This window comes from Microbacterium sp. NPDC091662 (assembly GCF_044756705.1).
In the GTDB taxonomy this organism is placed as follows: domain Bacteria; phylum Actinomycetota; class Actinomycetes; order Actinomycetales; family Microbacteriaceae; genus Microbacterium.
Genome location: NZ_JBIVTM010000002.1, coordinates 284,838 through 304,542 on the forward strand (window position 1 = coordinate 284,838; position 19,705 = coordinate 304,542).

General features: G+C 69.3%; 12 protein-coding genes. 8 read left to right on the top strand and 4 right to left on the bottom strand.

Annotated elements, in window-relative coordinates; genetic code table 11:
* Positions 1 to 24 precede the first annotated feature (24 nt).
* The gene (locus tag ACIQLD_RS14665) at positions 25 to 2,091 is read left to right on the top strand and encodes an acyl-CoA dehydrogenase (RefSeq protein WP_402609060.1); all 2,067 of its coding nucleotides are present in this window, start codon (positions 25 to 27) and stop codon (positions 2,089 to 2,091) included.
* 116 nt (positions 2,092 to 2,207) lie between these two features.
* On the opposite strand, the gene ACIQLD_RS14670 is transcribed toward ACIQLD_RS14665, so the two are convergent.
* Positions 2,208 to 2,651, bottom strand: coding sequence for a hypothetical protein (locus ACIQLD_RS14670; protein ID WP_402609062.1), 444 nt, complete (start codon positions 2,649 to 2,651; stop codon positions 2,208 to 2,210).
* 124 nt (positions 2,652 to 2,775) lie between these two features.
* Between ACIQLD_RS14670 and ACIQLD_RS14675 the strand changes: the two genes are divergently transcribed.
* Positions 2,776 to 3,819, top strand: a complete 1,044-nt coding sequence (locus ACIQLD_RS14675) for an NAD(P)-dependent alcohol dehydrogenase (RefSeq protein ID WP_402609064.1) — start codon at positions 2,776 to 2,778, stop codon at positions 3,817 to 3,819.
* A 71-nt stretch (positions 3,820 to 3,890) separates the two neighbouring features.
* Here the strand turns inward: ACIQLD_RS14675 and ACIQLD_RS14680 are convergent, their stop codons facing one another.
* Positions 3,891 to 4,868 carry a nucleoside hydrolase gene (locus ACIQLD_RS14680; RefSeq protein WP_402609065.1) on the bottom strand — a complete coding sequence of 326 codons (978 nt, stop codon included), beginning with the start codon at positions 4,866 to 4,868 and terminating at the stop codon, positions 3,891 to 3,893.
* A 50-nt stretch (positions 4,869 to 4,918) separates the two neighbouring features.
* Complete coding sequence (locus ACIQLD_RS14685; RefSeq protein WP_402609067.1) at positions 4,919 to 6,331, bottom strand: MFS transporter; 1,413 nt, start codon at positions 6,329 to 6,331, stop codon at positions 4,919 to 4,921.
* Positions 6,332 to 6,472: 141 nt separating this feature from the next.
* Here ACIQLD_RS14685 and ACIQLD_RS14690 point away from each other — a divergent pair, with 141 nt between their 5' ends.
* Genes ACIQLD_RS14690 through ACIQLD_RS14700 form a run of 3 tightly spaced genes read left to right on the top strand, consistent with a single transcriptional unit; the run spans position 6,473 to position 8,738 of the window.
* Positions 6,473 to 7,258 (top strand): GntR family transcriptional regulator, encoded by a 786-nt coding sequence (locus ACIQLD_RS14690; protein WP_402609069.1) that lies wholly within the window; start codon positions 6,473 to 6,475, stop codon positions 7,256 to 7,258.
* Positions 7,259 to 7,270: 12 nt separating this feature from the next.
* Positions 7,271 to 8,128 carry a ribokinase gene (locus ACIQLD_RS14695; protein WP_402609071.1) on the top strand — a complete coding sequence of 286 codons (858 nt, stop codon included), beginning with the start codon at positions 7,271 to 7,273 and terminating at the stop codon, positions 8,126 to 8,128.
* A gap of 40 nt (positions 8,129 to 8,168) precedes the next feature.
* Positions 8,169 to 8,738: a DNA-3-methyladenine glycosylase I gene (locus tag ACIQLD_RS14700; RefSeq protein WP_402609073.1), complete on the top strand. Its 570-nt coding sequence runs from the start codon at positions 8,169 to 8,171 to the stop codon at positions 8,736 to 8,738.
* An 18-nt stretch (positions 8,739 to 8,756) separates the two neighbouring features.
* Here the strand turns inward: ACIQLD_RS14700 and ACIQLD_RS14705 are convergent, their stop codons facing one another.
* Positions 8,757 to 9,503 (bottom strand): GntR family transcriptional regulator, encoded by a 747-nt coding sequence (locus ACIQLD_RS14705; protein ID WP_402609075.1) that lies wholly within the window; start codon positions 9,501 to 9,503, stop codon positions 8,757 to 8,759.
* A gap of 205 nt (positions 9,504 to 9,708) precedes the next feature.
* On the opposite strand from ACIQLD_RS14705, the gene ACIQLD_RS14710 reads away from it, so the two are divergent.
* The 3 genes from ACIQLD_RS14710 (at position 9,709) to ACIQLD_RS14720 (ending at position 19,683) form a co-directional block, all read left to right on the top strand.
* A complete protein-coding gene (locus ACIQLD_RS14710; RefSeq protein WP_402609077.1) occupies positions 9,709 to 12,507 on the top strand; it encodes a metallophosphoesterase family protein in 2,799 nt (932 codons plus the stop codon).
* A 127-nt stretch (positions 12,508 to 12,634) separates the two neighbouring features.
* Positions 12,635 to 13,768, top strand: a complete 1,134-nt coding sequence (locus ACIQLD_RS14715) for a serine/threonine-protein kinase (protein WP_402609079.1) — start codon at positions 12,635 to 12,637, stop codon at positions 13,766 to 13,768.
* Entirely contained in the window at positions 13,768 to 19,683 is a 5,916-nt protein-coding gene (locus tag ACIQLD_RS14720; protein ID WP_402609081.1) for an Ig-like domain-containing protein, read from the top strand. Before ACIQLD_RS14715 ends, ACIQLD_RS14720 begins: the two co-directional genes overlap by 1 nt.
* Positions 19,684 to 19,705 lie beyond the last annotated feature (22 nt).

A 19,705-nucleotide genomic window follows, 5' to 3' on the forward strand; every position in this document is an offset into this window, starting at 1 on the left:
CACTTCCCTCTGAGAGGAACGCTCATGGTCGACGCCGCCGTCCGTCCGAAGACGACTCGCCCCTCCACCGACACCCCGGATGCGCACTTGCGCCTCGATGTCGCCCGCGTCAATGACGCCCTGATGGGCACGTGGGGTGACGTGCGCCGCCAGGCCCGCGAGATGATCAAGGACTCGGCGTTCTGGCGCAAGGACGAGCTCGGCAAGGACGAGCACCGCGAGCGCGTGCTCAGCCAGCTGCACCTGCTGGTCGAGAACAAGGCCGTGCATCGCGCGTTCCCCAAGTCGCTCGGCGGCGAGGAGAACAACGGAGCGAACATCGCCGGCTTCGAGGAGCTCGTGGTGGCCGACCCCAGCCTGCAGATCAAGTCGGGCGTGCAGTGGGGGCTCTTCGGCTCGGCGATCCTGCAGCTCGGCACCGAGGAGCACCACGCGAAGTGGCTCCCCGGGGTGATGGACCTCTCCATCCCCGGTGCCTTCGCGATGACCGAGATCGGCCACGGCTCCGATGTCGCGGCCGTCGGCACGACCGCGACCTACGACCCCGAGACGGAGGAGTTCGTCATCAACACCCCGTTCCGCGGGGCGACGAAGGAGTACCTCGGGAACGCGGCCCTGCACGGCATCGCGGCGACCGTGTTCGCACAGCTCATCACCAACGGCGTCAACCACGGCGTGCACTGCTTCTACGTGCCGCTGCGCGGAGACGACGGCGTCGATCTTCCCGGCATCGGCCGCGAGGACGATGGCCTCAAGGGCGGGCTCAACGGCATCGACAACGGACGCCTCTCGTTCGACCATGTGCGCATCCCCCGCACCAACTTGCTCAACCGCTACGGCGACGTCGCGGCGGACGGCACGTACTCCAGCGCGATCGACAGCCCGGGCCGCCGCTTCTTCACCATGCTCGGCACCCTGGTGCAGGGGCGGGTGTCGCTCGACGGCGCGGCCTCGTGGGCTTCGGCGCTCGGCCTGCACATCGCGATCACCTACGCCACCCAGCGCCGCCAGTTCGACGGTGCGGACGGGCAGGAGGTCGTGCTCATGGATTACGGCAAGCACCAGCGCCGTCTGCTGCCGCGCCTGGCGACCACCTACGCGCAGATCTTCGCGCACGACGAGTTCCTGCAGAAGTTCGACGGCGTCTTCTCGGGCCGCACCGACACCCCGGCCGACCGTGAAGACCTCGAGACGCTGGCCGCCGCTCTCAAGCCGCTGTCGACCTGGCACGCGCTCGACACGCTGCAAGAGGCCCGCGAGGCCACCGGCGGTGCCGGCTTCATGTTCGAGAACCGGCTGGTGGGACTGCGCGCCGACCTCGACATCTACGTGACCTTCGAGGGCGACAACAATGTGCTGCTGCAGCTCGTCGGCAAGCGTCTGCTGACCGACTACGCCAAGCAGTTCCAGGGCAAGGATGCGGCGGCGCTCGCGAAGTTCGCGGTCGGCATGACCGCGGGCAAGCTGTTCCACGGTGCCGGCCTCCGCCAGCTCGGTCAGGCCGTCTCCGACTTCGGGCAGGTGAGTCGTTCGGTCGAGCGGGGCCTGCGCGAGGAGCAGCAGCATGACCTGCTCGCTGGCCGTGTGCAGCAGATGGTGGCCGACATCGCCTCCCGCCTGCGCCCCGGGGCCAAGGACAAGGCGCTCGGCGCGCGCCTCTTCAACGAGAACCAGGCAGAGCTCATCGAGGCCGCCCGTGCGCACGGAGAACTGCTGCAGTGGGAGGCGTTCACCGACGCCGTGCACCAGATCGACGACGAGGACACGAAGAAGGTGCTCACCTGGCTGCGTGACCTGTTCGGTCTGCAGCTCATCGAGAAGCACCTCGCCTGGCACCTCATCAACGGACGCCTGTCGACGCAGCGCGCAGCGGCCGTGTCGAGCTACATCGATCGCCTGTGCGCACGCCTGCGCCCGTACGCGCTCGACCTCGTGAACGCGTTCGGCTACGAGCCCGAGCACGTGCGCGCACCGATCGCGAGCGGTCTGGAGAAGCAGCGTCAGGATGAGGCCCGCGCGTACTACGCCGACCTCGCCGCGACCGGCCAGGCTCCGATCCAGGAGAAGGCGCTGAAGAAGAAGCAGCGCTGACCCACCCACGGTTCACAGTTCAGCAATCCCGCCCCGTCTTCACGATCGGGGCGGGATTCCTGCGTCCGGCGCCGGTTTCTCCTGAGTCGTGGACACACCGTCACGACAGCGATGTCTCAGGGTGCGGTGAGATCCACGCCGCGGGCGGTGGCCAGCTCCTGGAGCTTCTGGGCCGCGTCGGTCTCGACGCACACGCACGCCTGCATTCCCGCCTCGTCTTCGTCGCGGAGCAGGTAGTAGCTGTCGGTGTCGGTCAGCTGTGCACCGCCGGCGTCGAAGAACAGCCACCGCACGCGCACGAGCACGAGCCGATCGGAGAGGTCGCGCCGTTCGAGGAGCTCGAAACCGACGGAGGCCAGCCCGAGTCGCTGATAGATCGGATACGCCTGCCGCAGGCCATCGACCATGGTGTCGCGGGACTCGAGTACATCGGAGGAGCGGTCGTTCACGATCATGCCAGGCGTCGACCACAGCCCCGCCGCGGTCTCGGCATCGAACGCCTTCAGGCTGTCCGCATAGCGGGTGAGGTACTCGGAGATGGTGTCGTCGGAGGTGGGCATGGCGCGAGCTTAGACGCGGGCCAGGGCAGCGTGCCCGGCCTTGACAATCGTCGATCCGCGAGGACGGCCGATTCCCATCCGGGGCTGGGTAGTCTCGGCAGGTACCCGATCCGAGGAGTCCGAGATGTCTGCCGTGAACGCCTATGCCGCACCCCGTGAAGCAGCCCCGCTGGAGAAGACCGTCATCGAACGGCGCGAGCTCGGCCCGCTCGACGTGTTGATCGACGTCGCCTTCGCCGGGATCTGCCACTCGGATATCCACACCGTGCGCGGCGACTGGGGTCCGCAGCAGTATCCGCTCGCTCCCGGCCACGAGATCACCGGCACGGTGGCAGCGGTCGGCGATGCCGTGACCCGGCATGCGGTGGGCGACCGCGTCGGCGTCGGATGCCTGGTGAACTCGTGCGGCGAGTGCCGCAACTGTCTGCGCGGCGAGGAGCAGTTCTGCACCCAGGGTGCCGTGCTCACCTACGGCAGCACGGACCGCGACGGCACCGTCACCCAGGGCGGGTACTCCGAGCAGGTGGTAGTGACCGAGGCGTTCGTCCTGAAGATCCCCGACGCGCTGGCTCTGGATGTCGCAGCTCCCCTGCTGTGCGCCGGCATCACGACCTACTCGCCGCTGCGGCACTGGAACGTCGGGCCCGGCACCCGCGTCGCCGTGGTCGGTCTCGGCGGGCTCGGGCACATGGGTGTGCAGATCGCGCATGCGCTCGGCGCCGAGGTGACCGTGCTCTCGCAGACCCTGAGCAAGAAGGACGACGGCCTGCGCCTCGGGGCCGACGACTACCGGGCCACGAGCGACCGCGACACCTTCCGCGACCTGCGCTCATCGTTCGACGTGATCCTCAACACCGTGAGCGCCGTGATCGACCTGCGCTCATACCTGAGCCTGCTCGACGTGGGTGGGGCGATGGTGTGCGTCGGGGCTCCGGGCGAGCCTCTCGAGGTCGGCGTGATGTCGCTGATCGGTGGCCGACGCTCGCTCGCCGGCAGCAACATCGGCGGCATCCGGGAGACCCAGGAGATGCTCGACTTCTGCGCCGAGCACGGAATCGCGGCCGAGATCGAGGTCATCCCCGCCGCCGACATCAACACCGCCTATGAGCGCGTGCTGGCATCGGACGTGCGGTACCGGTTCGTGATCGACGCCGCCACCTTCGGCTGAGCTTCCTGCACCGACAGTACGGGCGGGCCGAGTCACGACGACTCGACCCGCCCGTTCCGTTCGGCTGAGCGTCAGCCGACCAGGACCGCAGCCCCCGTCATGCGACCGATGAGGTGCGGGGCGAGCGGGGCATCCGTCCCGAGCACCACGCGCACGGTCGCGCCGGACTGGTCGACCGGGCCGCGGCGCTGGCCGCGGAGGTCGCAGATGACCTGGCCGCGCGCTGGTCCCTGCGAGGTGTCGACCACCACAGCGACGGCCGGGGCGTTGGTCGCAGTGATCCCGCCCACGGCGATGGCGGCGGCCAGGGGGTCGTGCAGGGCGCTGCAGCGCTCGCCGTAGGTGTCGACGTAGAAGTCGAAATAGAAGTCGAGCATCTCGCCGACCGCGCGGGCGAGCGGAGCCTCGGCGGCCAAGAGGGCGGCGCGGTCGTCCTCGTCGAACACGTTCTCCATCGTGACGTCGAGCGGCACGAGCACGACGGGCCACCCGGCCGCCAGCGTGGCGGATGCCGCCTCCGGATCGTTGCCGATGTTCGCTTCGGCGACGGGCGTGATGTTCCCGGGCACGAGCGCGGCCCCGCCCATGGCGGTGAGGTTGGCCACGCGAGTGGGGAGCGTCGGGTCGAGGGCGAGAGCGGTCGCGATGTTGGTCAGCGGCCCGACCGTGATGACCTCGAGCGTGCCGGGGTACTCATGCGAGAGGCGGATCAGCATATGCGCGGCGTCTTCGTCCTCCGGCTGACGCTCGGCGACCGGCAGGTCGATCTCGCCGATGCCGTTGTCGCCGTGCACGTGCGGGGCGCCGCCGTCGAAGGGGTGGGTGAGGAAGTCGTGCTGCCCGATCGCGACGGGCACATCGGTGCGGCCCGCGAGTTCGAGCAGGCCGAGCGTGTTCACCGCGGCCTGCGCGGCGCTGGTGTTGCCGCTGACCGTGCCGATGCCGACGAGGTCGATCTCGGGGGAGGCCAGCAGATAGGCGAGCGCGAGCGAGTCGTCGATGCCGGTGTCGCAGTCGAAGTAGACGGGGCGGGCGGGAGTGAGGGACATGGGTGCTCCGGTGGTCGGGAGGGCGGCCGCGGGTGCGGCCGCCCGATGGTTCAGTCCTCGGGGGAGACCCGAGGCGTGATGAGGAAACTGGTGATGAGGGCGAGCGCGGTGATCCCCACGGAGATCCACAGCGCCGTCACGTAGCCGCCGGGCGTGCCCTGCGCGGCGAACGGAGCCACGATGCCGATGCCGAGACCGGCGCCGATGCCGAACGCACTGCCGTTCAGGCCGGGAAGAGCGGCGGGTGCTTCGGCGGGGGACTGCACGACGCCGAGGCCGTTGATCGTGGTCAGCACGATGCCGTTGTACGTCACGCCGAGCAGCGCGATCATGGCGAACACCACCCAGAAGCTCTGCGGCATCATCGCGATCACGACGAGCAGGGCGAGGCACGCGATCATGCCGATGCGCAGGACCGGGATCCAGCCCTTGCGCCCGGCGAGCCAGCCCGACAGCGGTGCGGCGAACACGCCGATCAGTGCGGGCGGCGCGAGGAAGAGCAGAGCCGAGGTCGCGGGGTCCAGTCCGAACCCGTTCGTGGCGTCCTGGCTGAGCAGCACCACGGTGAAGTTGATGACGGCGAACACACTGGACAGCGTGAGGATCGTCGTCGCGACGACGGGCCAGACCTGGCGCGAGCGCAGGTGCTGGACGGCGATCAGCGGGGTGGTCCGGTTCTTCTCGACGAACCAGAACACCACCAGCGACACGACGGTGCCGGCGAGGTAGAGCAACGTGATCGGCGCCAGCCAGCCGGCGCTGGGGCCGGAGGACACGAAGTACGTCACGCTGATCAAGGCGATCGAGAGCACGGCAGCACCCCACCAGTCCATCTTCCCGGTGGACGCACCGGTCGTGGAGGCCGGGATCACCAGGGCCACGCACACGATGGCGACGAGGCCGACGACGAAGATGACCAGGAAGATCGAGCGGAAGCCGAACGTCTGGCTCAGCAGGCCGCCGAAGTAGCCGTCGATGCCACCGACTCCGCCGTTGACGGCTGTGATGATGCCGAGCGTGGTTCCGAACACCTTGGTGCTCAGGGATTCGCTCAGGATCACGTAGGCGAGCTGGAAGGCGGCACTCGATGCGCCCTGCAGCACGCGGCCGATGAGCAGGACGGTCAGGTTGGGGGCGAACAGGCACAGCAGCGTTCCGACCGAGAGGATGCCGAGCACCACGAACAGGGCGCGCTTGCGCCCGATGAAGTCGCTCCAGCGCCCCAGCACCACACCGCCGACGGCACCGGCGACGAAGAACAGGGAGGACACCTGCGAGACCTTGCCGATGTCTTCGCCGAGCTGTGCGGCGATGTCGGGGAGAGCCGGCGTGATCATGCTTGCGTTCAGTTGGAACGAGAGCACTCCGAGGATGAGGGTCGCGACCAGCCCGACGGCGCGGCCTCCGCGCACGGGTTCGCGGGCGGCGGCGCCCGGGGATGCAGTGATGGTCTGGGTATGCACGGAGACTCCTTCGTCATGGATGCCCTCGGGTGAGGCTTGTACGATGTTATACCTCCCGGGTCTAACATCGTCAACAGGGTGCTCCTCGTGCTTGAATACGAGAGGTGCTCCCGCACGGGCGGCCAGGGAAGGGGTATCGGCATGACGAAGGAGATCGACCAGTTCCTCGGTCGGAGCCTCACGAGCACGGTCGGACAGCCGCTGCGCGTGGCGGTGTACTCGCGCATCGCCGACGGCATCCGCTCCGGAGTGTTCGAACTCGGGTCCGCCCTGCCGCGCGAGACCGAGCTGGGCGTGGCGCTCGGCGTCAGCCGCACCGTCGTGCGCGAGGCCCTGATGCTCCTCGAGGAAGATGGGCTGATCATCACGCGCCGCGGCATCGGACGATTCGTCGCCGACGACCTGCCACGGGTGGGGCTCGAGGAGCTGCGGCCGCTCGAACAGGCTCTCTCCGACGGTGAGGACGACGTGGTCGTTCGCACCATCAGCTTCGACCTGCAGTCCACGACCGACTTCACCTCGAGCAAGCTGGCGCTCGATCCCGCCGCGAACACCTGGTTCCGCGAGGCGGTGGTGGAACGACACGGCGAAGCCGTCGCGATCCTGCAGGAGCACCTTCCGGCCGGGCGCTACCTCAGCGACATCAGCCAGGAGATCGCCGATGGGCTCGATGCGGCCGCGGCCTCGTCGTCGAGCGTGCTCGCGGCCCTGCGTGAGCAGACCGGGGCCGTCTTCGACTCCGCGGTGTGCGAGATCACGGTCAATGTCGTCGGTTCCTCGCGCGGAGCCCTGCTGGGTCTCGGTCCGGCCGACCCGGTGCTCATCCTCACGCAGACGGTGACCACGGGAGGCACACCCGTGTACCTCGCCAAGTGCATCGTCTCGTCCCGCGTCGGACACCTCTCCGTCGTCCAGACCACCTCCTGATTGCGAGCCTCTGTGTCTTCATTCCTGCCCACCCCCGCACCGCTGCTGCTCACCGTCGTCGGCAGCATCAACGTCGACCTCACCGCCCGCGCCGACCGTCTTCCGCAGGCCGGCGAGACCGTCGGGGGAGGACGACTGGTCCGTGAGGCGGGCGGCAAGGGAGCGAATCAGGCCACTGCTGCCGCGCGACTCGGCGCGTCCGTCCGCATGATCGGCGCTGTCGGCACCGACCCGGACGGCGCGTGGATGCGTGCGGAACTCGATGCGGCCGGCGTCGACACCACGTCCGTCCAGGACCGTGAGGAGCCCACCGGTGTGGCGTTGATCGTCGTCGACCGCGAAGGCGAGAATCAGATCGCGGTGTGCGAGGGTGCGAACGGCGAGATCGACCTCGACGGCGTGGTGTTCGCCGCGGACGAGGCCGTGCTCGCGCAGCTCGAGATCTCGATGGAGCTCGTCGAGGCGCTGGCTGCGCAGGTGCAGGGCTACTTCGCCGTCAACGCGGCCCCCGCGCGGGACCTCCCCGAGGCGGTGCTGGAGCGTGCGGACCTGATCATCGTCAATGAGACCGAGTACGCCCTGATCCCCGCTCTGCGCACGGCGAGGCGCGTCGCCGTCACCTACGGCGCGGACGGTGCCCGGCTGTTCGAGTCGGGGGAGGAGATCGCGTCTGCCCCCGCCGTCAAGACGATCGTCGAGAACACGGTGGGCGCGGGGGATGCGTTCTGCGCCGCTCTGACGATCGGGCTCGCCTCCGGTGTTCCGGCCGACACGGCGCTCGCCGCCGCCTGCGCGGTCGGGGCGGCGGCCGTCGCCGACCCGCGCTCGCAGCCGTTGCTCTCGTCGTACGAGACGTACCTCCCGCGCTGAGCACGTGCTCGGTGTCGGTCGTCGTGGATAGCCTGAGCGGATGACCTCTCTTCTCACGGGCCCCGACGCCCGCGACCGCTGCGCCTGGGTGGGCGACGACGACGAGTACCGTCGCTATCACGACGAGGAGTGGGGTACGCCCCTGCACGGCGACAGGGCGCTGTTCGAGAAGATGGCGCTCGAGGGGTTCCAGGCCGGGCTCTCGTGGATCACGATCCTGCGCAAGCGGCCGCGTTTCCGCGAGGTGTTCGCCGGATTCGAGCCCGAGATCGTCTCGGAGTTCGACGAGTCCGACGTCGAGCGCCTGATGGGTGATGCGGGCATCATCCGCAACCGCGCGAAGATCGAGGCGACCATCGGCAACGCCCGCATCGTGCGTGGCATGGCCGAGGGCGAGTTCGATGCGCTGATGTGGTCGTTCGCTCCGGCGGCATCCGACGCTCGTCCGGTGTCGTTCGCCGACGTCCCCGCCGTCACTCCGGAATCGACGGCGCTGAGCAAGGAGCTGCGTCGTCGTGGGTTCCGGTTCGTGGGGCCGACCACCATGTACGCCCTCATGCAGTCGGGCGGGATGGTCGACGATCACATCGCGGGGTGCTGGCGGGCGTGATTCCCGCGTCGCCGATGCTCAACGCTCCCCGGTCTCCCTGGTGAGCGCCGAGCGCGCGTCGGAGGTGTTCTCGACGGCGAAGCTGGCCATCGTCGGCAGGTAGCGGTCGTCCGCCACCTCGACCAGGGAACCGTCTTCGGCCCATCCCGTACGCCGCACGCGCAGCAGAGGAGTCGATGTCGCGATCGCGAGCGCCGCGGCGTCGAGGTCGCCCGCAGGGACGGCGTCGAACACATGACGGGCGCGGACGGGGGCGCATCCGTGCTCCTGCATCGCCTGGTAGATGCTGCCCGTATCGAGGTCGGCTGCCAGCAGGAGTATGCCCACGTCGAACGGGAAGGCCGACCGTTCGAGCATCGCCGGTTCGTCGTCGAGCAGTCGCAGTCGCACGATCTCCACGATCGGTGCGCCCTGTTCCACGCCGAGGTCGTCGGCGACGGCTTCTGTGGCAGGCCGGCGCGCGGCCTCGATCACCCGCTGGCCCGGCTGTCGTCCGATCGATCGCGCCCAATCGGTGAACGATACGAAGGTCTGGAACGACTGCGTCGGCACGAGCCTTCGCACCCGCGGCGGCGCGCCCCGGCCGCCGTCGACGGCGCCTTCCGCGCGCAGCGTCGCGAGCGCCTGCCTGATCGGCCCCCGCGAGGTGCCGAACTCGGCGATCAGGGAGTGCTCGCTCGGCACCCGTTCCCCCTCGGGCCACTCGCCGCTCGTGATGCGCTCGAGCATCTGCTCGTACAACTGCTCGTGCAGGGGTCTGCGCATTCTCTTCCTCACCTCGGTTGTCGTGACTTCTCGCCCACGCGGCTACCGCGACATGTTCACTCTGCCGCAGGTCGGTGAACAATCGGGGAATATCGTTCGAAAAAGTTGTCATGACTACTTTTGCTCCGCATGCTCGGAAGAGACCCGGAATTCCTCCACCCTGCTTCGGCCGAGATGTGCGGTCGACCAACTCCAAGGAAGAGACATGAGAACCAGACGCGGAATCGGTGCCCTTGCGGTGTCGTGCGCCTTGACCCTGCTCGGCGGGGCTGCGGCGACGCCCGCCTTCGCCGCAGCCCCGCCGTTGACCGAAGGCTTCACCGGCGCGACTCCTGCGCAGCCACCCGCCGGATGGTCGGTCGACAACACCAACGTCGCCGGGATGCGGGCGGACTGGGAGGGCTGGTCGTTCCACACCCCGGCCGAGGTCGTGTCGGTGTGGGGGAACAGTGGAGATCGCGGTTCGTTCTCCCGCGCGGACGGGATGACCGCGGTCGTGCACGCCGACTCCAACCGCCCGACGCAGGGACGCTTCAGTTCGGTGCTGTGGGCACCGACCGTCGACCTGCAGAGCCAGGATGGTGCGGTGCGGGTGAGCTTCGACAGCCACTACAAGCAGGGCCAGGCACCGCAGACCGCGCAGCTCGTTGCCCGCTTCGATGGCGGAGCACCCGTGGTCGTCGAGTCGTTCGCGCGAAATCGGCTCGACGAGCAGGTCGACGTCTCGATCCCGGTGCCCGCAGGAATCGACGCCGTCACGGTGGGCTGGTCGTATGCCGAGAGCAGCAACAACTGGTTCTGGATGATCGACGACGTGCAGATCAGCGAGGCACCGCCGGCCGATTCGACACCGCGCATCCTCTCCGCCGCCAAGCCCGTGGCCACGGCGGGGGCGACTGTGCCGGTGAAGGTCGGCGGACTCCGACCCGGCCAGCAGCTGACCGCGACGCTGGGTGATTCCGTCGCTCCGATCCCGGGCATCCCGGTGGCCGACGCTGCCGGAGAGGCATCGTTCTCTGTGACCGTACCGGCGAACCTCGCCGCGGGATACGTGGCGCTGACGTTGGGCGGAGCAGGGATCGTGTCGACGTCGCTCGAGATCACGGTTCTCGCCGCGGGTGACGCCGCTTCGTCGACCACCGAACCGCTGCTCTGGTTCGACGGGTTCGAGAAGGAATCCTGGACCGGGACCGGGGCGTGGACCCTGTCGACTCTCGACAGCGTGGTCGCGCAGTACGGCACCGATCGCCGACACGCGTTCACCCGGGCGTCGGGCCGCATCGCGGTGGCGGAGGCGACGGGCGGCGCCTTCTCGGGCACGCTCACGTCCGCACCGATAGCGGTGAAGGCGGGGGATGAGCTGGAGGTGCGTCTCGACAGCCACTACCGCGCACGCGGCGGCGCACAGCAGGGCTCGGTGACGGCGGTCTTCGATGACGGGACCGAGACCGTGCTGCGCGCGCTCTCCGATGCCGACGAGGAATCCGCGCAGCTGCGACTCCCGGTCGCTGTGCCGGTCGGTGCCCAAGCGATGACCGTCCGGTTCGCCTTCGACGCCCCCGGCGCCGCCGGATCATGGATGCTCGACGACGTGCAGGTCGTGCGTCCTCTCGCCCCGCTCGCCGGCGGCGTCGACGCGAACGCCGTCGTCGACATCTTCAGCGATGTGCAGGGAGCGACGACCCGACTGAGCCAGAACGTGCTGCCCGGCTTCCGGTCGATGCCGCAGACCGCCGACGTGCTGGTGTCCAACGGAGACCTGGTGAGCAATGGGTCGACCGCGAACTACACCTCGTATCTGTCGGCGCTCGCCGCGGGTGGCGGCGGCGAGTACGACACGGTCGTCTCGACGATCGGCAACCACGAGTACTACGGCAGCGATGGATCGGCGGCGTACCAGAAGCGCTTCCTCGACTCGACCGGAATGCGCGACATCGGCGGGCAGGGCGGTCTGTGGGGCGAGGTGCTCGTCGACGGACAGCTCCCGCTGATCTGGATCGGCAGCGAGTTCTACGACTACGCGGCGAAGACCGGATCCGGCCCGTTCGTCGACCTCAGCCAGCAGCAGTTCACCTGGCTCCGCGATCGACTCGCGTACTGGCGTGCACAGGACAAGCCGGTGCTCCTGTTCTCGCACCACCTGCTGCCGTACTCGGTCTCCGGGTCGTACGCGCGGTTCTACGAGAACGACTACGGCCAGGAGCAGGCCCGGTTCGCCGCGCTGCTCGACCAGAACCCGAACGTCATCATGTTCAACAGCCACACGCACTGGTCGCCCACGCTGAACGACTGGAGCACCCAGCTGCGCACCGATCCGGCGCTCGCCCACGCCCCGACCGTCGTGAACACGGGAGCGGTGACGACGATGTACGGGCCGAGCGGCGACTGGGAGGAGAAGGCCGTCGGAGGAGCGGACCCGGTCGGCCTGCGTGCTGCGTTGTACGACGATCGCGTCCGCGTCACGGTGTACTCGTTCTCGACCGCCGGGGCGACGGAGATCAAGCACGTCGACGTCCCGCTGCCGACCGATGCTCCGGTCGATCCGGTCGATCCGGTCGAACCCGTGGTCCGGCTGAGCGCGCAGACGGTTGCGGCCGGCGGTCAGGTCACGATCTCCGGCACCGGATTCCCTGCCGCCACGGAGGTCGCGATCGAGTTGCGTCCCACGCCGGTTCGCGTGGGAGCGGCGACCTCAGACGCCGACGGGGCGTTCCGCACGGATGTCACGATCCCCTCGACGACGCCTGCGGGGGCGCACACGCTGGCCGTGCTCCTGCCCGACGGGACAGAGACGACCGTGCCGATCACCGTCACACGCGTGAGCGACGGATCGGGTGGCGTCGCACCCGGGTCGGGTTCGGGGAACGGTGCGGATGCTCCGTCGACCGGGGGCGACCTCGCCACCACCGGCGGCGAGCCCGGCTGGTACCTCTTCGGCGGCGGACTGCTGCTTCTGGCGCTCGGCGGGTACCTCCTCGTCCGGCGGCGCCGGGCTCGCGGCTGAGCGACCGGACGGAGCGTCATCGGGATCGTCGAGGGCCTCGATATAATCGGTGACCGGGGGGATCTTCTGGCGCCGTGTGTCGGAGGAATGCAGGGCACGGTCTCCCCACCGACCGTGAGGAGCATTCGTGGCAACGCGCATGGCAGCGACACCGCCGACGCTGGCCGGTTACAGCTATGTGCGCCCGCTCGGTTCCGGTGGCTTCGCCGACGTGTTCCTCTATGAACAGGACATGCCGCGTCGGGTGGCCGCCGTCAAGGTGCTGCTGGCGGATGCCGTGAACCCCGAGGTGCTGCGCACCTTCAACGTCGAGGCCGACATCTCCGCCCGGCTGAGCGCGCACCCCTCGATCGTCACGATCTACCAGGCATCGATCTCGGCAGACGGCCGCCCCTACTTCGCGATGGAGTACTGCCCCGACACGATGAGTGCGCGCTACAAGAAGGCGCGGCTTCCTCTGGCGGAGGTTCTCGACATCGGTGTGCGCATGGCCGGTGCGCTCGAGACCGTGCACCGTGCAGGCCTGCTCCACCGCGACATCAAGCCGTCGAACGTGCTCGTCAACTCGCTCGGCGCCCCGGTGCTCGCCGACTTCGGGATCGCCGCCGCCGTCCTCGACGAAGGCGACGGCGAGACCATCGCGATGTCCGTGCCGTGGAGCTCGCCCGAGGTGTTGCAGGAGCGCGTGTCGGGATCGGTGCCGAGTGAGATCTGGAGCCTCGGGGCGACGCTGTACACCCTGCTCGCCGGCCGCAGCCCCTTCGAGCGACCCGATCGCGGCTCGAACTCCCGCGATCAGCTCACCGAGCGGATCATCAAGGCCCGCTACACCGCCGTGCCGGTCGAGGGGATCCCCCCGATCATCGATGAGATCTTCGCGGTCGCCATGCACCGGGATCCCGCCAAGCGGCCGGCCAGCATGGCGGAGTTCGCCGAGCGCCTGCGCTGGGCGCAGTATGAACTCGGGATCTCGCCGACCGCGTTCGAGGCGGCATCCGCGGAATGGGCAGCCGCAGCTCCGGTGAGCTTCTCGGATTCCAGCGTCCGCGGACCCGTCATCACGACGGTCGCCCCGGATTCACGGCGAGCGGTGCGCGCCGCTCGCCCGCAGGCCGCACAGCGCGAACGTGACGATCTTCCCTCGACCGCACGGCGCGGAGCGCGCTCGCCGCTGCTGATCGGGGTCATCGGCGCACTCGTCGGAGCAGCCGTCATCGCGGGCGCGGGCACCGCCGTCCTCTTCCTCACGGGGGTTCTCTGATGGCGATCGGCGGCCGCGATCGGGCGGAGGCGAAGCCGCGTCCGCGCGGCCGGCTGATCGCGGCGATCTCGGCACTCGCCACACTCGGAGTGGTGGTCACCCTCGCCGTGACGGCGCAGGGCTATCAGTCGCAGGAGGTTCCGCGACTCGAATCCTCGGTGTGGGTCATGCGCGACAGCGGTCAGTATGCACGTGTGAACACCGAGCTCGCCGAGATCGACACGGTCCGCAACGTCGATGACCCTGAAGCGGTCTGGCAGAACGGCTCGACCGCGGTGCTCTACGCGCAGGGCAACAGACAGCGGTGGGACGTCGACGCGGCCAGCCCCACCGATCTGCTCTCCGACTCCTCCGAAGCGGGGACTCCGCTCGCTTCACAGCCGACTCCCGCCGGCACCAGGGAGATTCTCTCCGCCGGGCCGTACGTGGCGTACCGCACCGACACCGGGCAGGTGTCCGTGTCCACGCTCGAGCCGGGGGCGGGCACAGCCCCCGTCGATCCGTTCGCGGAGGTCGAGGTCGAAGAAGGAGAAGACCCGCCGACCTACACCGCGGATGCGATCGGCCTGTCGCCCGAAGGTCTGCTGGTGCTGTACTCCGCGGATGAGGAGGCCGTGCGGCGCTTCGACATCGACGAGCATCGGTTCCTCGGCGACTCGACGTCCGTGCCCGAAGCGCCCGAGGCCGGGGACGGGCTGGCGCTCACCGTCATCGGCGACCGCTGGGCCATGCTGCGCTCCGGCTCCGGCGAACTGTGGCTCTCCGGGCGGGACCAGCCGGTCGAGCTCGATGTGGCGGAGGACGCGCGGCTGCAAGGCGGTGCCGCAGCGGGCGACGTGGTGATGGTCGCAGACTCCGACGGTCTCGTCTCGGCGGAGCTCGCTTCGGGCGAGTCCGAACGGGTGGCCGAGGCGACGGGCGTCCCGGCCGCGCCGGTCACTGTCCGCGGAAAGACGTACGCGGCGTGGCTCGACACGGGCGGCGGCACCCTGTGGACCGACGGCGAGACGGTACCGCTGCGCGTTCCGGACGAGACGCTCGACTCCGCCGCGATCGAACCCGTGTTCCAGGAGAACGGCGATCGCGCGGTTCTCAGCGAGACGGGGACCGGCCTCATCTGGAACGCACCGGACGGCGTGCTCATCCCTCTCGAGCAGTGGAAGATCGAAGACGAGACGGAGCAGCAGGAGGGCACCATCATCGTCGAAGATGTGGCGGAGCAGCTCCCGCCCGTCGCGGTCGACGACGCGTTCGGCGTGCGTGCCGGGGAGCAGGTCATTCTCCCCGTGCTGTTGAACGACCACGATCCGAACAAGAAGGACGTCCTGACGATCGATCCCGATTCGGTGTCGGGCGGGCTTGCGGACCCCGCTTTCGGGGAACTGACCCTCGTCGCCAACGGGCAGTCGCTGGTCGTGAACGTGAAGGCCGGGTCGGGGCAGACCAGCTTCACCTACGCCGTGACCGACGGCGCCGCGGTCTCGCCGCCGGCGACCGTGACGCTGACGGTCGTCGACCCCGGGGTGAACTCCGCGCCGGTGTGGTGCGGGGTCGATGCCTGCAAGCAGGAATGGCCGTCGCCGCAGCTCCTTGCGGGTGGAAGCACCGTGGTCTCCGCGCTCTCCGGGTGGGTCGATCCCGAAGGAGACGCCTTCGTCCTCAGCGATGCCTACGAGACCGACGCCTCCGCGCCGGTGATGGTGGTGCCGATGGCCGACGGTCGCGTCGCCATCCGGCACACCGACCCGAACGCCGCGGATGCGGTGATCTCGGTGACCGTCGTCGTTCAGGATGTGCACGGCGCGACCGCGGAGAAGACCCTCGACGTCCAGGTCACCGGAAGCCCGGCGCTCCTGGCTTCGCCGGTCGCGCTGACCGCTCGCGTCGGGGAACGTCAGTCCATCCGGATCTCGGATCACCTCTCCGGAGGGTCGGGCTCGTATCGCCTCGTCGATGCCGTGCAGACGGCCGCAACGGCACAGGGTCTGGAGGTGACCCCGAACGCCGCTGCCGGCACGGTCGAGCTGACGGTGGCCGAACCCGGTCAGTACGTGGTGACCTACACCGCGCAGGATGTGTCGACACAGGCGGAGCAGTCGGCGGTCATCCGCATCACCGCGGTCGACGGGTCGTCCGGACTCGCGATGGCGCCGCTCACCGCGTTCGTGCGTGAGGGCGAGGACACGACGGTCGACATCCTCGGAGCCGTGCAGAACACCAGCGGGCGGGTCCTGATGCTGTCGGGCGCCGAGAGCTCGACTCCGCAACTCAACGTGCGCGTCGTCGGCAACGAGAGCATCCGGGTCAACGGGACGACCGAGAGCGGGGATCCGGGTGTCATCGGCAAGGCCACCGTGACCGTCGCAGACGGCTCGGGTGCGGCTGTGGAGGGCGCGGTCACGGTCTTCCTGGCCCCGCCGTCGAGTGTCACGCGGCCGATCGTGTTCCCCGATGCGGTGACGGTACGTGCGGGTTCGCTCACCCGCATCAACGTCACGGCGAACGATGTCGCTCCCCGCGGCGAGCCGCTCGTCGTGCTCCCGGAGGTGACGGGTTCGGGCGAGCCGGACGAGCTCGTCTTCGCCGACCGCAACGCTCTGCGCTATCTGGCACCGACGACCCCGGGCACCTACCGGCTCACATACTCGGTCTCGCTCGAACGCAACCCGTCGCTGTCCGACAACGGCATCGTGACGGTCACCGTGCTTCCGCCCGGCACCAACCGTGCTCCCACGCCGACGACTCTCACCGGCCGCGTCCTGAGCGGGCAGACCGTGTCGCTCCGGGTACCGGCGACGGGGATGGACAGCGACGGCGACCGGGTGGTGCTCGCCGGAATCGAACAGCCGGAGAAGGGCGCAGGAACCGCGACGATCTCGGCGAGTGGCGAAGCCATCGTCTATCGGGCTCCTGCCGCGGGCGTATCGGGAGGTCAGGTCTCGTTCCGCTACACCGTGCGCGACCCGCAGGGCGAAGAGGGGACCGGTGTCGTCCGGATCGGCGTACTCGATGCGGATGTCGACGATGCCGCGCCGGTGACGTTCAGCGACTACGTCCGTGTCGAGGCGGGTTCTCGGACCCCCATCGTGCTGGATCCGCGCTCGAACGATCTCGACCCAGCACAGAGCGAGCTCGAGATCACCGCGCTGGTGCCCAACGCGCCGCCGGTCAAGGGGAATCCGCTGTATGAGCGGCTGAACGCGCTGATCGATTCCGACACCTCTCTCAAGGACGGCCGCGTGGTGCTGCGCGCCGGGGACACGGCCGGCACGAACTCGTACTTCTACACCGTGAAGTCGAAGCGGACCGGGAGCACGGCCCAGGGCCTCATCGTGGTCACGGTGACCGATGGTTCCGTCACGGATCAGCCGAGTGTGGCCGACACCGTGCTCACCGCACGGGATCGCGACGATCTCGCCGATCGGGGCATCGACGTCGTCACCGACCGTGTGAGTTGGCCCTCGGGCGACGCCTCGTCGCTCAAGCTGAGCCTGTGGGGCACGCAGCCCGGCTACACGGTGCAGGGCAACCGCATCGTGGGAACGGCCCCCGAAGACGGCGCGCTGGTGCCGTTCCAGCTCACCGGGAAGACGGGAGGACGCGACATCATCGCCTACGGGTTCCTCCGCATTCCCGCGTTCGACGACATGCAGGTGCAGCTCAAGCCGGGAGCCACCCCGGTGGTGGTCGACGAAGACGCGTCCGCCTCTTTCCGCGTGAGCGAGTACGTCGACCTCTCGTCTTCGGATGCTGTGGAGGTCGGGGCGGGGCAGTTCACCGCGCAGCGCGCCGCGGCGTCCTGCGCGGCGGAGGGCTCGAACGGTGGCGTGTACCGCGCCGGGCGCGAGGCGCCGTGGTCGGACACCTGCCTTGTACCCGTGCGGCTCAAGGGCCAGGAGCGCTGGTCGTACATCGACGTGCCCGTCAGCATCCGCCCCGCCGAGCCGCAGCTGCTGCTCTCCTCGATCGCGCACACGATCGCTCCCGGCGCGACCGAGAGCATCGACCTCTACGCCAACATGGCTGCGTGGGAGGGCGGGCGCGAGGGCAACGTCGGGTCGCTCGAGTATCGGATCGTGTTCTCCGGTTCCGCCTTCATCGTCACCCAGAACGGGTCGAAGCTGACCGTCGAGGCCCGGGCCGATGCGCGGCCGGGCAACGCCGAGAACATCAGCGTCACGGTGGCGCAGTACGGCCAGCCGTCGGCATCCGTGCGCCTGGTCGTGGGGGCGGCGCCGCCAGACGCACCCCGCGGAGCGACCTTCACGAAGCAATGCATCGTCACGAGTGCGAGCTGTTCGATCGACGTCGTCGGTGTCGCGGGCGAGTACGACCCCTTCGCCGGCAAGCCGGGGTCGGGTCTGCGGCTGGTGTCGCTCGGAGCAGGCGCGCGCTGCGACGTGGCCTCGATCTCGGCGTCGGGCAGCACGGCGATCACCGCGAGCTGGCCGGGCGGCGGGCAGGCACCGGGAGGCCAGTGCGTCATTCCCTTCGTCGTGTCGGATGCGCAGGGCCGCACGGGCGCGGGCACCCTCACCCTCGACCTTCAGGGATTCCCGCAGGCGCCGGCGAGCGTCACGACCGTCGGGTTCACGCGCACGACCGTCGTGCTCGAGGTTCCGCTCGGCGAGGCGGGCAGGGCGCATCCCGCCGTCTCGGGTGTGACGATCCTGCAGGATGGATCCCCCGCGAACGCCTCCTGCAGCCCTGCCGGCGGCGTGTACCGCTGCACGGTGAACGGCCTGGTCAACGGCGCACCCCACGCGTTCACCGCAGCGGCCGTCAATGCTGTGGGCACCTCGGCGTCCACATCGCCGCACACCAGCTGGGCCTACGCGGCCCCGGTGGTCTCGAACGCGACGGCGTCGCCGGTGTATCGCCCCGGCACGTCGGACCGCGGACGTGCGGCCGTCGCCTTGTCGATCGACGCCACCGACGACGCGCTGTCCTTCCGGGTCGAGGAGACGGGGCAGGTCATCAACCGGACCGGCGCGACGACGTCCGCGGACATCGTGCTGACCCCCGGTGCGCAGACGATCACGATCGTCCCCATCAGCCAGTTCCAGCCGCCCACCGGCGGCGGAAACGAGGGTGGGGGCTTCCGCACGTCGGTGACGGCCGCCGGAACCGTCTACTTCGAACCCGGCTCGACGCAGGCGGAAGCCGTCTCGAACACCTCGGTGAACGTCTCCGGCATCGCCGCACAGGCCAACGGGAGTGCCTTGGGGCTCGACGTCGTCTATCTGGCGTGGCGCTCGGGCAACGCGAGCTGCAGCGCCGACGGGAACGGCCGCCTCTCAGTATCCGGTGCGGAGGTGCAGTCCTCCTCGCCTTCCATGCAGGGTCTCCAGCAGTACCAGGTCTATTACGTCAAGGCCTGCGCCTCGAACGGGTACGGCGTCGCGGAGTCGTCGACCACGTCGGAGTTCACGTTCAAGTTCGTCAACGGGCCCGGCGGTGACACCACCTACACGGTGGCGACAACGCCCGTGCGCGACGGCGACCGATACGAGTACCGGCTTTCGTCGGCTCCACGCATCGACGTCGAGGACGGATTCGTCCCGCAGTACTACATGTACGGCGACTGGCGTCCCGACTTCAGCGTGAACCCCGACTCGTCGCCGGGCCAGGTGCGGGCGCGCGCATGCCACGCTACGCAGAGCGGATCGTGTTCCGACCCCGTGAACATCACCGCGACGACGGCTCCCACGGTGGTCAACGCGGTGTTCCGAGCCTGCATGCCGCCGCGCGAGGCAGATGTCGTGACGGTGTCGGGTGCCGCCCGAGGCTCGTACACTCTCGTGTCGACTCCCGTGGTCGACACCCCCGGTGCCTTCGACGTGAAGGTCACCTGGACCGGCGCATTTGCCACCCTGTCCCCGATCACCCACCGCGTCACGGGTGTGTGTCCCTGATGCGGGTCGCACATCGAGCGCG

Coding starts and splice junctions, on each gene's coding strand:
- ACIQLD_RS14720 (WP_402609081.1), top strand. CDS start 13,768: ATGGCGATCGGCGGCCGCGATCGGGCGGAGGCGAAGCCGCGTCCGCGC.
- ACIQLD_RS14680 (WP_402609065.1), bottom strand. CDS start 4,868: ATGTCCCTCACTCCCGCCCGCCCCGTCTACTTCGACTGCGACACCGGC.
- ACIQLD_RS14690 (WP_402609069.1), top strand. CDS start 6,473: ATGACGAAGGAGATCGACCAGTTCCTCGGTCGGAGCCTCACGAGCACG.
- ACIQLD_RS14675 (WP_402609064.1), top strand. CDS start 2,776: ATGTCTGCCGTGAACGCCTATGCCGCACCCCGTGAAGCAGCCCCGCTG.
- ACIQLD_RS14670 (WP_402609062.1), bottom strand. CDS start 2,651: ATGCCCACCTCCGACGACACCATCTCCGAGTACCTCACCCGCTATGCG.
- ACIQLD_RS14710 (WP_402609077.1), top strand. CDS start 9,709: ATGAGAACCAGACGCGGAATCGGTGCCCTTGCGGTGTCGTGCGCCTTG.
- ACIQLD_RS14665 (WP_402609060.1), top strand. CDS start 25: ATGGTCGACGCCGCCGTCCGTCCGAAGACGACTCGCCCCTCCACCGAC.
- ACIQLD_RS14705 (WP_402609075.1), bottom strand. CDS start 9,503: ATGCGCAGACCCCTGCACGAGCAGTTGTACGAGCAGATGCTCGAGCGC.
- ACIQLD_RS14700 (WP_402609073.1), top strand. CDS start 8,169: ATGACCTCTCTTCTCACGGGCCCCGACGCCCGCGACCGCTGCGCCTGG.